We start from the raw sequence: 12,733 nt of genomic DNA, 5'->3' as shown, positions 1-12,733 counted from the left end.
TATTTTCAGCGCCTGAGAAAGAAACTTCAACGTTTAACGCAAAAACATTCGAACAGCCTAGAGAATATCGTTCAGCATCACGCCCACGCCGACGCGGGTCTGGTTGAAGTTGTAATCGATAAGCGACTCGCCGTAACCGCTGTACACCTGAGTATAGATGCGGACATGCTTCGTCATTGGATAGCTTAAGCCCACTTCCGCACCGCCGTAACCGGTGTTCCAGTTGTACTGGCCTTTGGCGCTGAGCACGGCATCCCCCAACTGATAGCCGACTTTGAGCTGGTAGTAGCCCATATATTTGGTGATATCCGGGTTATCATCGGTTTCGCCCACCACATACCACGGCTTCACTTCCACCATCCAGTTACCGTTCTGCGCCATCAGACGCGTATAGGCGCGGTTCCAGCTGCGGGATGTCGGGTCAGAGCGACCGTTGGAATCGTGGTTAAAGCCCACTTCGACGTCACGCAGCGTCCAGCCCGCAAACTCATAATCCGTTGCAAAACCGAGGAACAGCTGCGGCTCATAGTTGGTTTCACGGAACGGCGAGGACTCTCCGCTGTTAGAGAGCTGCCACCAGGATTTCTGGGTGTAAGACGCTCCAAGCACCGAGTTCGGCCCCAGAATACCGCGCCAGAACGGGAACGCGAGGCTGAGCTGGAACTTCACCTCATCTTTACGCGCATTATCAGACCAGTTATAGGAGCTTATCGCCTCTTTGTTGAGATCGCTGGTCTGGGTATAAATTACGTAGTTGGTGTCATACGGATAGAGCGTGAACGGATTGTCATGCTCCTGAAGAAGGTTCGCGATAATGCTACCGTGAACGGCAGGTTTATCATGCACCTCTTTGATCGTCGCTTCCTGCGCATATGCTGTGAGGGGCAGCGCAACCGCCGCCAGTAACCAGGCCAGATACGTCCGCATCGGTGGTGTTCTCCTGCAAAAGAGTAAAATTAGCTGAATAGTTATGTGGCGAACATTCTACAGACTTCTGCGACAACTGCTGCATCCTCGTTTCTGAAAGTGGAATTCCTTGTTGCTGAGGCATAAAATCAACATTTCGTTAACAATAAGGATGTGATGCCTCATGTCAGCCATGCTTACCGCCGAAGAAGTGTTAAAACTCGTGGGCGAGATTTTTGTTTACCATATGCCGTTTAACCGCGCGCTGGGACTGGAGCTGGAGCGTTACGAGAAAGATTTTGCCCAGCTGAGCTTCAACAACCAGCCCATGATGGTAGGTAACTGGGCGCAAAGTATTTTGCACGGCGGCGTGATTGCCTCCGCGCTGGACGTGGCGGCAGGTCTGGTCTGCGTGGGCAGTACGCTGACCCGCCATGACACCATCAACGAAGACGAACTCCGCCAGCGTCTGGCGCGTATGGGCACCATTGATTTGCGCGTCGACTATCTTCGCCCGGGGCGCGGAAATCGCTTTACCTGTACCAGCAGCCTGCTGCGCGCGGGAAATAAAGTTGCCGTGGCGCGCGTTGAATTACACAACGAAGAACAGGTGTATATCGCCAGCGCAACCGCCACTTATATGGTGGGTTGAGGCGGCAAAATCGGGTAAAATTAATTCACTTTTTTGTAACGGATTTTCCCGATGGATGCTAAACAGACGCGGCAGGGCGTTTTACTCGCCCTTGCCGCTTATTTTATTTGGGGTATCGCCCCGGCGTATTTCAAGCTTATCGCCTACGTTCCGGCCGATGAGATCCTGACTCACCGCGTTATCTGGTCATTCTTCTTTATGATTGCGCTGATGAGCCTCAGCCGTCAGTGGTCGGGCGTCAAAACGCTGCTGCAAACCCCGAAAAAGATTTTCCTGCTGGCGCTCTCAGCGGTGCTGATTGGCGGCAACTGGCTGCTGTTTATCTGGGCGGTGAATAATCATCACATGCTCGAAGCGAGCCTGGGATACTTCATTAACCCGCTGGTGAATATCGTGCTGGGGATGATTTTCCTCGGTGAGCGCTTCCGCCGGATGCAGTGGGTGGCGGTGATTCTGGCCTTCTGCGGCGTACTGGTGCAGCTCTGGACCTTCGGCTCGCTGCCGATTATTGCCCTCGGCCTGGCGTTCAGCTTTGCGTTCTACGGCCTGGTGCGTAAGAAGATTGCGGTGGAAGCGCAGACGGGGATGCTGTTTGAAACCCTGTGGCTGCTGCCCGTGGCGGCGATTTATCTCTTCGGCATCGCCGACAGCGCCACCAGCCATATGGGCAGCAACCCGTGGTCGCTGAACCTGATGCTGATGGCGGCGGGCGTGGTGACCACCATTCCACTGCTGTGCTTCACCGGTGCCGCGACGCGTCTGCGTCTCTCCACGCTGGGCTTCTTCCAGTACATTGGCCCGACGCTGATGTTCCTGCTGGCGGTGGTGTTTTACGGTGAGGTGCCGGGGGCGGATAAGATGGTGACGTTCGCTTTTATCTGGGTGGCTCTGGCAATCTTTGTTGCGGATGCGATTTATACCCAGCGCAGGGTGCGCAAAGGGCTGTGATGTTGCCCTCACCCTAACTCTCTCCCACAGGGAGAGGGAATTCGATCGTAGGGCGGGTAAGCGCAGCGCCACCCGCCAGATTTTTACAGCCAGTTCCGGCGCTTAAAGTACAGATACGGCGCCAGCCCCGCGAGGATCATAAAGATAATCGCCCCCGGGTAACCAAAGCTCCATTTCAGCTCCGGCATAAACTCAAAGTTCATCCCGTAGCTGGACGCCACCAGCGTCGGCGGCAGGAACACCACGGACACTACCGAGAAGATCTTGATGATGCGGTTCTGCTCGATGTTGATAAAGCCCATCGCCGCCTGCATCAGGAAGTTCACCTTCTGGAACAGAGATTCGTTGTGCGGCAGCAGGGATTCGATATCTCGTAAAATTTCCCGCGCCTGCTCCAGCTGACCGCCCGGCAGACGCGCCTTGCGCACAAGGAAGTTCAGCGCGCGCTGGGTATCCATCAGACACAAGCGCACCTTCCAGCCGATATCTTCCAGCTCCGCCAGCGTGGAGAGCGCTTCGTCGTACTCATCGCCCTGATGGCCTTCCATGATCACGCGGCTCAGCTTTTCCAGATCGCTGTAGATGTTTTCGATTTCGTCCGCCAGCTGTTCAATTTTGGTCTCGAACAGATCGAGCAGCAGCTCGTAAGCGTTACCGTCCACCATTGCCTGGCTGCGGGCGCGCATGCGGTAGAGGCGGAATGCCGGCAGCTCGCGCTCGCGCAGGGTAAACAGACGGCCGTCGCGAATGGTAAACGCCACGGTGGAGTTACCCGCGTGGTCTTCCGCATCTTCAAAGAAGAAGAAGGAGTGAATATGCAGACCGTCTTCGTCTTCAAAAAAACGCGCGGATGCTTCGATGTCTTCCAGTTCCGGGCGGGTTGCCAGGCTTTGCCCCAGTTCAGATTGTACGCGAAGGCGTTCATCGTCGTCCGGCTCGACCAGATCCACCCATACGGCATCAATGAGGGGCTGTGACTCTTCGGCTTCAAGCCGAGTCAGTCGGTTATTTTCGAGTTGAAATGCGCTCAACATGACCGGGACTCCCAATGCAAAAAATATCGGACAGTTCGGTGGGCACACAGAAACAAATTGGGTTTCAGACCATTAAACAGCCTGACTCAGCGCGACGGGAATAATGCAGGTCGCTGACAACCACTAAGGCCATCAGCAAGAGGAGATAGCCTTAGGAGTTGTTCCTGGATGACAGGGAATTGAGCCAGTATCTACTGGGTGTGTCCAAGGCGAATGTCCTCTTAGCGTAATCGTGCGCGCATGTTACGCCAGCTATAACTGTGGCGTCAACACGCAACGGAACGCTGAAGGGCATTAATTGACCTTCACTGTATAAGGCTAGCAGATTATTACAAAATAATGATATTTTTCTGAATGTTAGACTGTTTCCAGCTTCGCATAGGCCGCCACCAGCCATTTGATCCCCTGCCCCTGGAACGCTACCTGCAGGCGGCTGTGCTCGCCGCTGCCTTCCAGATTCACAATAGTGCCTTCGCCAAACTTCGAATGGCGCACGCGCTGGCCCAGCTTGTAGCCGGTGTCGGTTTCCGCAATCGGCGAGCCCATGCGCTGATGGCTGACCGGACGGCTGATGCTCGCCCGCAGACGCACCTCTTCCACGCACTCCTCCGGCAGTTCGCCGATAAAGCGCGACGGACGGTGATAGACCTCTTTACCGTACAGACGGCGGGTTTCGGCGTAGGTTAGCGTCAGCTTTTGCATCGCGCGCGTCACGCCCACGTAGGCCAGACGACGTTCCTCTTCCAGACGGCCGCCTTCATCCAGCGACATCTGGCTCGGGAACATCCCCTCTTCCATCCCGACGATAAATACCTGCGGGAACTCCAGGCCTTTGGCGGAGTGCAGGGTCATCAGCTGAACCGCATCTTGCCAGGTGTCGGCCTGCCCTTCGCCCGCTTCCAGCGCGGCGTGGGAGAGGAACGCCTGCAGCGGCATCAGGTCTTCGTCTTCTTCGTTGTAGCTGAACTGGCGCGTTGCCGTGACCAGCTCCTCTAAGTTCTCAATACGGGTCTGGCCCTTCTCGCCTTTTTCCTGCTCGTACATGGTGCGCAGGCCGGAGTCTTTAATCACCCGGTCGGTCTGCACGTGCAGCGGCATGTCGGCGGTTTCCTGCGCAAGAGCGTCAATCAGCTCAAGGAAGCGCTGTAATGCGCTGGCGGCACGTCCGGCGAGGGCTTTTTCCTGCAGCAGCTCGCGGCACGCCTGCCACAGCGTCAGCTGGCGATCGCGCGAGGCCTGACGCACCACGTCCAGCGTGCGGTCGCCAATCCCGCGGGTCGGCGTATTGACCACGCGTTCAAACGCCGCGTCGTCGTTACGGTTCGCAATGAGGCGCAGATACGACAGCGCATCTTTGATTTCCTGACGTTCGAAGAAGCGCATACCACCGTAAATGCGGTACGGCATGCTCACCTGCAGGAGCGCCTCTTCCAGCACGCGCGACTGGGCGTTGCTGCGGTAGAGAATGGCGCACTGCTCCAGCGCGCCGCCGTTGTCCTGCCAGGTTTTTATGCGGTTCACCACGAAGCGGGCTTCGTCGAGCTCGTTGAAGGCGCAGTAAATCGAAATCGGTTCGCCGTCGACGCCGTCGGTCCACAGCTTTTTACCCAGACGCCCGTTGTTGTTTTCAATCAGGGCGTTGGCCGCGCTCAGGATGTTGCTGGTTGAGCGGTAGTTCTGCTCCAGACGGATGGTTTCCGCGCCGGGGAAATCGTTGAGGAAGCGCTGAATGTTCTCCACCTGCGCCCCGCGCCAGCCGTAAATCGACTGATCGTCGTCGCCCACGATCATCACCTTGCCGGTATCACCGGCCAGCAGGCGGATCCACGCGTACTGGATGTTGTTGGTATCCTGGAATTCGTCCACCAGGATATTGGTGAAGCGTTCGCGGTAGTGCTGCAGGATGTGCGGCTTGTTGAGCCACAGCTCGTGGGCGCGCAGCAGCAGCTCGGCAAAATCCACCAGGCCGGCGCGATCGCACGCTTCCTGATAGGCCTTGTAAACGTTCTGCCAGGTCTGCTCGACCGGGTTGCCGAAGCTCTGAATGTGGTGCGGGCGCAGCCCCTCGTCCTTCTGGCCGTTGATGTACCACATCGCCTGACGCGGCGGCCACTGCTTCTCGTCGAGGTTCATCGCCTTAATCAGGCGCTTCAGCAAGCGGAGCTGGTCTTCGCTGTCGAGGATCTGGAAATCCTGCGGCAGGTTAGCGTCCATATGGTGCGCGCGCAGCAGGCGGTGCGCCAGACCGTGGAAGGTGCCAACCCACATGCCGCCCTGGCTGGTGCCCATCAGCTGGGCGATACGGTGGCGCATCTCTGCTGCCGCCTTGTTGGTAAACGTCACCGCCATGATGGAGTACGGGGAGCAGTTCTCCACGCTCTGCAGCCAGGCGATACGGTGAACTAGCACGCGCGTCTTACCACTGCCCGCCCCAGCCAGCACCAGCATGTTGGTGCGCGAGGCGGCAACCGCGTCACGCTGTTTGTCATTAAGGCTGTCGAGCAGGTAAGAAACGTCCATTGGCACCGTCACATAGTATTCAGGAACACAGCGAAGCGCCCGGTGGCGCTTCGCTTACCGGGCCTACAACTGCAAACCCCTGGTAATTTATACAATATTACTGGTGATTATATCAGCGTCGTGAGGGATGCCAACCGTGAAATTTCCACGTGCGGCAGAAGACGGCTGTCGGTTGAGGTCATCAGCTCCGCATTTTCCGGCTTGATCCAGCAGGCCTGCATCCCGCAGCGGATAGCACCGGCCACGTCCGTGGTCAGGTCATCCCCCACGTGCAGAATGTTACCCAGCGGCAGGTTAAGCTTATCCGCCGCCAGATGGTACATATCGCTGAACGGCTTCGCACGCCCGTGCGGGCCTGCGCGCAGCACAAATTCAAAGTAATCGCTAAGGCCAAACAGCTCGGGCTGTGCATTGCCGTTGGTGATGGCCACCAGCGGCCACTTTTCGGCAAGCTTCGCCAGCGTGTCGTGAGTCTCCTGCGGCACGTCGATACGGCTGCGCCATTTGGCGAAGTTTTCCATGGCCGCTTCGGCACCGATGGCCGCATCCTGCGCGCTCAGGCCAGCATTGAGCATCGCCTGCTCAACCGCACGACGACGCCATTCGGTCACGTCGTGGTAAATGTCCGGCTCGGTCTCCCGCAGGGACTGACGCAGCTTCTGAAAGTCCTTGTTCTGTATCGCTTTCAGCGCGGGATGGTAGTTCTGCACAAACGCCAGCGACTCCTGCTCGGTACGCAGAATCACCTCGCGGTTGTCGTAAAGGGTGTCATCAAGGTCAAACGTCAGGGCTGAGATCTGACCAAGTGGGCGGTAAAAACGCATTATTTCCCCCGTTTGGCGCGTGGATGCGCCGCGTCATACACCGAGGCAAGGTGTTGGAAGTCTAAGTGGGTATAGATTTGAGTGGTCGACAGATTTGCGTGGCCAAGCAGTTCCTGCACGCCGCGCAGATCGCCGCTCGACTCAAGCATGTGTGTCGCAAAGGAGTGGCGCAGCTTGTGCGGGTGAACGTGGCTGTTCAGCCCCTGCTTAATGCCCCACTCCGCAAAGCGCTTCTGGACGTTACGCGCCGAGATCCGTTTGCCGAGCTTCGACAGGAACAGCGCATCCTCTTCGCTGCCAAACAGCCCGCGCAGGTCAAGCCAGTGCTCAATCCAGGAAACCGCATTGCGGCCAATCGGCAGGCGGCGCTCTTTGCTGCCCTTGCCCATCACCCACACTTCACCGGACTCCAGATCGAGGTGTTTGATATCAAGATTAACCAGCTCGGACAGACGCAGCCCGGCACCGTACATCACCTCCAGCATCGCGCGGTCGCGCACGGCGAGCGGATCGTTAAGGTCGATATCCAGCAGGCGGTTTACGTCGTCAACGTCGATATTTTTAGGCAGATGGCGCGGCGCTTTCGGCGTGGCGATCCCCTTTGCCGGGTTGGCTTTTAAGGCCCCCTGGCTGACCAGCCAGTCGAAGAAACTGCGCAGCGCTGAGAGCCTGAGCGCCAGGCTTGCCGGGCTGAGATTTTTTTTACGGCTACGCACGACGAACCCGCGTACCGTCGCAGCGTCACATTGTTGCCAGCTTTTCAGGCCGATTTCGTCGGCAATCTGCATGATGGCATCAAGCTGACGCTGGTAGTTGAGCAGGGTAATGGGGCTAAGCTGACGCTCCACGCCCAGATAGCGCAGAAAGCGCGAGACGTCAGTGGCGAGCAGTCCGGCCGTCATACGCGCTCAATCCAGCGCTCCAGCAGCTCGGGCAGCATCAGGGCGATCTCCTGCAGCAGGTGCGTGGCTTGCCCCTGCTCATAGTGATGCGCATCGCGGCTGGTAAATAACATGACACCCAGATCGCCATCGCGCCCCATCAGCGACATCGCCACCGAGCCAATCGCTTTGGCTTCCGGTAACACCACCAGCAGCTCAGGCCCGTTCAGCGGCCCCAGATAGTGGTGCTCATGGCCCAGACGCTGAATGCGCAGCGGTTCAAACGCCTGACGGCTGAGCGCCAGATGGGTGAACCCCGACGGTGCGCCAATGCGCCAGCGGTCAGGGAAAAGACGAATCGTTGCGCCCGCCAGCCCCAGCTCGCGAGCCCAGCGGTGGAAGCGGCTGAGGAACTCGTCAAGGCTGTGCGCCGACGCCAGACGCGCCTGCAGATGCAGCAGACGATAGAACAGGCTTTCGTTGGTGCTGGCCTGCTCCATCAGCAGCGTCATGTTCTCTTCTAGCTGATTGATGTGGTTGCGCGAGCGCGCCATGTGCCATTCGACCAGCGACACGGTCCCGCGAACCGGATGCGGCACGCGCATCTCTTCGACGACGCGTGCATTGCGAATAAAAAACTCAGGATTGCGCAGCAGATAATCAACAACAGCTCTGTCGTCCAGTTCCGTCACTGTTTCCTGCAGTTCTTCCCCTGGTTGTTTCATAGATGGATAAACCCGTCATAGACATGTGCCGCCGGGCCAGTCATATACAGTGGATGACCCGGTCCTTTCCAGGCGATATCAAGCCGACCGCCCGGTAACTCCACGCGAACCTCTTCTGCCAGTAACCCCTGAGAGATGCCCACGGCCACCGCAGCACAGGCGCCGCTTCCGCAGGCCTGAGTCTCGCCCGCGCCGCGCTCGTAAACCCGCAGGCGAATGTGCTCGCGCTTCACCACCTGCATAAAGCCGATGTTCGCGCGCTCCGGGAAACGTTCGTGGCTTTCCAGTACCGGGCCGAGCGTTTCGACCGCGGCGGTTTCCACATCATCAACCTGAATCACGCAGTGTGGGTTACCCATTGAGACGACGCCGCACAATACTGTCTGCTCGGCCGCACGCATAATATAGGTCTTTTCCGCTTTGTTTGCGCGAAACGGCACGACGGAGGGCTCGAAGTTAGGCTCGCCCATATTCACGCGCACCAGCTCATCATCGGTGACGCTGAGCACCATGCGGCCATTGGCCGTGCTGACGCGAATATCACGCTTGTTGGTCAGCCCTTTCAGGCGGACAAAGCGGGCAAAACAGCGCGCGCCGTTGCCGCACTGGTTAACTTCGCTGCCGTCCGCGTTAAAAATACGGTAGTGAAAATCGAGGTCGGGATCGTACGGTGGCTCGACCACCAGCAGCTGATCGAACCCCACGCCCAGATGCCGATCCGCCAGGCGACGGATCAGTTCCGGGGAGAAAAACACATTCTGCGTTACCGCGTCGACGACCATAAAATCGTTGCCAAGGCCATGCATTTTAGAGAACTGCATCATTTGCTCCATTGCGCGGGTACAGAACGTTGTCGTCAGAGATTAACCTGAGTCGGGCCACCGTTGTCGCCACGGTCGTTAGTATTTGGCGTGCTAGACTCAATGCCGCTTTGTACGGGTTTCGTCGGCGGCGGCGCGGTTTTATCCTCTGGCGGGAAGTACAGCGGTCCTTTCAGTCCACAACCAGTCAGGCTAAACAGCGTGATGAGAACGGCAAGCGTTCGGAAGACGTTTTTCATTATAAAGTTGCTCGTAAGTTCAAATCTGTTTCTATCATCGCAGGAGAAGACACAAAAGCAAGAGTTTGCCGCTTTCCTGCAACGGGAATTATTTAGGGTTATACTGCCGGCATCACGAAAAACAGGAACAAAACCATGAACGACAGTGAATTCCATCGCCTTGCCGACAACCTGTGGATGACCATCGAAGAGCGTCTTGACGACTGGGACGGCGACAGCGATATCGATTGTGAAATCAACGGCGGCATTCTGACCCTGAGCTTCGAAAATGGCAGCAAAATAATTATTAACCGCCAGGAGCCGCTTCACCAGGTGTGGCTGGCCGCGAAACAGGGCGGCTATCATTTCGATCTGAAGGACGGGGAATGGGTTTGCGACCGCAGCGGCGTACCGTTCTGGGATCTGCTGGAACAGGCGGCGACCGCGCAGGCGGGTGAGGCTGTGAGTTTCAGATAGTTTTGGTGCCGGGTGGCGCTGCGCTTACCCGGCCTACGGGTTCGAGTTGTTGTAGGCCCGGTAAGGCGTAGCCGCCACCGGGCGAGCGAAAAGGCTCAGGAGAAATACTGCTGCAACAGCGGCGCGGTGTCCTGATTGGCAGGCGCGGCAGGCGTTACGGCCTGGGTGCGGAACGGGATCACCTGCGTACGACCGTCGACGTTCACAATCTGGTAGAACTGCGGCAGGTTAAAGTTGATAAAGCTTGAGCCGTAGGTGAAACGGTCGTGCGAAGAGGAGTAGAAGCGGCTGACGTCGCGCACCAGCTCCTCTTTACTGCCTTCACAGTGGTGATACACCTCGGCGCGGTTGGTTTCATCCAGAATGTAGATGTTGAACCCGGCATCGTCGCCCGACTCTTCAAAGAAGAACTGAATAATCCCTTCGCTGGCGAATCCGTCCACCACCTGCGGCAGCTTAACGTGGTTGGTTTCCACCTGCACCGACAGGCCATGCAGCTTGTTATGTGAAATCGCGCCGTAGAACTCGATGGCGTTTTCCAGTTTCTGTACCGACACGTTCAGACGTTCGAAGAACAGGCCCCAGGTCTGGCCGGAGACGCGCAGCGCTTTAAAGCGTCCGGTTTCCTGGCGGGTACTGGAGAGACGCAGTTCGATACACTCAGAAACCAGCTGCTGCACTCGGGTACGAATTAAACCGCGCAGGTGCTGGCTGTAGCAGAACACCTCAACGCTGTCAGGCGGTGCGGCATCCTGGTGCATCTTGCCGAGAATGGTTTTCAGCGCTTCGATCATCGCCTGCTCGCCGTTGAAATGCAGGGTACGCACTTCGTTCCACGAGTTGCGGTACAGCAGATCCACGCTGCCCACCAGGCAGTTTTGCTGCTCGCCAAAGCTGAAGACGTCCAGCTTGCGGAAGTCAAAATGAACCACCTGATTGCGGAAGGCCGCCGTCGGGTCGTATTCCAGGTTGACGATAATCGCCAGATGGCGAATTTCGCACGGGCTGTAGAGCGCTTTCGGCGTTGGGGCAGGCAGACGCAGCGGGAAGTGGTGCGACACATCCGCGACCATCTCCTGCAGCTTAGCGAGATCAACCACCTCGTTGCCTTTGATAAACAGGCGCGTGCGCGAGGTCAGCAGGCCGTTAAACCAGGCCCAGGCCACCAGCTTGTTCAGGTAGCGGTTATACTCCAGCGGCTGATGGCTGATGATTGAGTCCATGCTTGGCGCACGGTTATACAGATACCACCCGGTGCGGTTTGCGCGGCCCGGCGGCACATAGATAAAGGTCAGATTCGGTTCTGACAGGTCTGGCGAAATCTGCGGGTTAACAAGGGTGACTTTACCCGGCAGCGCTTCAAACGCGGCATACAGCTTGCGGGTTAATACCCCAATGTCCTGCGGGCTGGCGGAAACGCTGAGGTTGTTACGGCGCGCAAAGCGGATCAGGTTACGGTAGCTTTGCATCATCGCATCGAGCAGTTCGTTGTGCGCTTCACGCACCTGATCGATTTTCCAGTTGGCCCGGTTGTCGAGCATGGACAGACGCGCTTCGTCCCATCCCCACTCTTTCACTAACTGACTGACCACTTCACGACGCCAGCCCACGCAGGCGCGCTCGCGGCTCAATTTCTCACAGACTTTGAGATAGAAACATCGGCGCACCAGGTCAAGACGCGTGGTGTCATCAATGGCTTTCAGGTATTCGGTCACGCGCTCCAGCATCATGCAGTAGGCGTCCAGCCCGAAGGAGACGATCTCCCCGTCGTGCAGACGCTGCTTAATATCTTTCGCCAGCAGGCGCGGCGTGGGGTATTCCCAGGAATAGGCTTCCAGCAGCAGCGTTTTCAGCACCGCTTTGTACGGTGAGTCGATACTTTTATAGAGCTGCCAGAGGCTTGCGCCAAAGTATTCTTCGGCTGACAGAGAGCTCAGACCGCCGAGGTCCAGCCATTCGTTTGGCGTCAGTACGCCCTGCGCGTAAAGCGACATGACGTAGTCATCGTAATGCTCTTCTTCTTCGCAAGGGACCATATTCCACAGAATACGCTTCCCGGCCAGACGCACGGCAGTACGGTAAAATTCATCCAGCAGTAAGATGTGCTGAGTCGAGCCGCAGTCCTCACCACCCAGACTGCCGCTTTCGTTATGGCGGAAACGGTTTTCATCAATCAGGAAGAAGCTTACTTCCACGCCGAGCGAGGCCGCCCAGCTCTCCAGCAGGCTGCACTTGCGCTGCAGCAGCTGACGCTCGTCGTTATCGAGCCAGGACTGATGGCAGACCCAGATGTCCAGGTCCGAAGAACAGCTTTGCCCTACCGATGAGGTGCTCCCCATAGAGTAAACGCCGGTAATCGGCAGTTCACCTTTTGGAGACTCTTGTGGCGGCATGCCGCGGTAGAGTTCCAGTTCGTTGAGGTAATGCTGTTGAGTTTCATCAGGCGTGAAAAGGCAAATGCCCTGGGGAACGTTACCGTCAAGGTAGCCAGGCATCAGCGGATGGTGATAGTGCAATAATGTCGGCAGCAGACTGTATACCTGCTGGAAAGCAGGGCCCATGGCAGCAAGCGCGCGATCCACACGCAGTTGATTAATGGCATCCAGTCTCTGTTTCAGAGTCTCAATATAGAGGTACAAGACGTATCGCCTGATGTTTCCGGGTGTCGCAAGCTATTCAAAACACGAATAACAGCGGACCCGCAGTATTTCAAAAAGATAACCGTTA

At 57.3% G+C, this 12,733-nt stretch carries 13 protein-coding genes; 3 read left to right on the top strand and 10 right to left on the bottom strand.

All coding sequences use genetic code 11. The annotated features are described in order from the left end of the window. Nucleotides 1–57: 57 nt before the first annotated feature. The gene (gene pldA / locus ACJ69_RS18065; protein ID WP_023333803.1) at nucleotides 58–927 is read right to left on the bottom strand and encodes a phospholipase A; all 870 of its coding nucleotides are present in this window, start codon (nucleotides 925–927) and stop codon (nucleotides 58–60) included. 163 nt (nucleotides 928–1,090) lie between these two features. On the opposite strand from pldA, the gene yigI reads away from it, so the two are divergent. Together yigI and rarD are read left to right on the top strand one after the other, a co-directional pair. Beyond that, nucleotides 1,091–1,558: an acyl-CoA thioesterase YigI gene (gene yigI / locus ACJ69_RS18060; protein WP_008501538.1), complete on the top strand. Its 468-nt coding sequence runs from the start codon at nucleotides 1,091–1,093 to the stop codon at nucleotides 1,556–1,558. Between the two features lie 51 nt (nucleotides 1,559–1,609). Then, nucleotides 1,610–2,506: an EamA family transporter RarD gene (gene rarD, locus ACJ69_RS18055; RefSeq protein WP_023309622.1), complete on the top strand. Its 897-nt coding sequence runs from the start codon at nucleotides 1,610–1,612 to the stop codon at nucleotides 2,504–2,506. A gap of 83 nt (nucleotides 2,507–2,589) precedes the next feature. Here the strand turns inward: rarD and corA are convergent, their stop codons facing one another. The 8 genes from corA to lptM form a co-directional block, all read right to left on the bottom strand. Further along, a complete protein-coding gene (gene corA, locus ACJ69_RS18050; RefSeq protein ID WP_008501540.1) occupies nucleotides 2,590–3,540 on the bottom strand; it encodes a magnesium/cobalt transporter CorA in 951 nt (316 codons plus the stop codon). Between the two features lie 151 nt (nucleotides 3,541–3,691). Next, complete coding sequence (ysgD, locus tag ACJ69_RS25780) at nucleotides 3,692–3,748, bottom strand: YsgD/CorL family protein (protein WP_212743980.1); 57 nt, start codon at nucleotides 3,746–3,748, stop codon at nucleotides 3,692–3,694. Nucleotides 3,749–3,897: 149 nt separating this feature from the next. After that, entirely contained in the window at nucleotides 3,898–6,060 is a 2,163-nt protein-coding gene (gene uvrD, locus ACJ69_RS18045) for a DNA helicase II (RefSeq protein WP_033146899.1), read from the bottom strand. A gap of 107 nt (nucleotides 6,061–6,167) precedes the next feature. Further along, nucleotides 6,168–6,884, bottom strand: a complete 717-nt coding sequence (gene yigB, locus ACJ69_RS18040) for a 5-amino-6-(5-phospho-D-ribitylamino)uracil phosphatase YigB (RefSeq protein ID WP_059347448.1) — start codon at nucleotides 6,882–6,884, stop codon at nucleotides 6,168–6,170. Next, nucleotides 6,884–7,786: a tyrosine recombinase XerC gene (gene xerC / locus ACJ69_RS18035; RefSeq protein ID WP_059347447.1), complete on the bottom strand. Its 903-nt coding sequence runs from the start codon at nucleotides 7,784–7,786 to the stop codon at nucleotides 6,884–6,886. Before xerC ends, yigB begins: the two co-directional genes overlap by 1 nt. Further along, nucleotides 7,783–8,490 carry a DUF484 domain-containing protein gene (locus ACJ69_RS18030; RefSeq protein WP_023309626.1) on the bottom strand — a complete coding sequence of 236 codons (708 nt, stop codon included), beginning with the start codon at nucleotides 8,488–8,490 and terminating at the stop codon, nucleotides 7,783–7,785. The genes xerC and ACJ69_RS18030 overlap by 4 nt, the downstream gene beginning before the upstream one ends. Continuing rightward, complete coding sequence (gene dapF / locus ACJ69_RS18025; protein WP_008501545.1) at nucleotides 8,487–9,311, bottom strand: diaminopimelate epimerase; 825 nt, start codon at nucleotides 9,309–9,311, stop codon at nucleotides 8,487–8,489. Before dapF ends, ACJ69_RS18030 begins: the two co-directional genes overlap by 4 nt. A gap of 35 nt (nucleotides 9,312–9,346) precedes the next feature. Continuing rightward, a complete protein-coding gene (gene lptM / locus ACJ69_RS18020) occupies nucleotides 9,347–9,550 on the bottom strand; it encodes an LPS translocon maturation chaperone LptM (RefSeq protein ID WP_054829709.1) in 204 nt (67 codons plus the stop codon). A 135-nt stretch (nucleotides 9,551–9,685) separates the two neighbouring features. Between lptM and cyaY the strand changes: the two genes are divergently transcribed. Beyond that, nucleotides 9,686–10,006: an iron donor protein CyaY gene (gene cyaY, locus ACJ69_RS18015; protein ID WP_023333807.1), complete on the top strand. Its 321-nt coding sequence runs from the start codon at nucleotides 9,686–9,688 to the stop codon at nucleotides 10,004–10,006. 95 nt (nucleotides 10,007–10,101) lie between these two features. Here cyaY and cyaA read toward each other — a convergent pair whose 3' ends face one another. Further along, nucleotides 10,102–12,645, bottom strand: coding sequence for a class I adenylate cyclase (gene cyaA, locus ACJ69_RS18010; protein ID WP_023309629.1), 2,544 nt, complete (start codon nucleotides 12,643–12,645; stop codon nucleotides 10,102–10,104). Nucleotides 12,646–12,733: the final 88 nt, after the last annotated feature.

Source organism: Enterobacter asburiae (assembly GCF_001521715.1).
Lineage (GTDB): Bacteria > Pseudomonadota > Gammaproteobacteria > Enterobacterales > Enterobacteriaceae > Enterobacter > Enterobacter asburiae.
The sequence above is the reverse complement of the archived record's forward strand: the minus strand, read 5'-3'. Positions and strand labels throughout refer to the sequence as shown.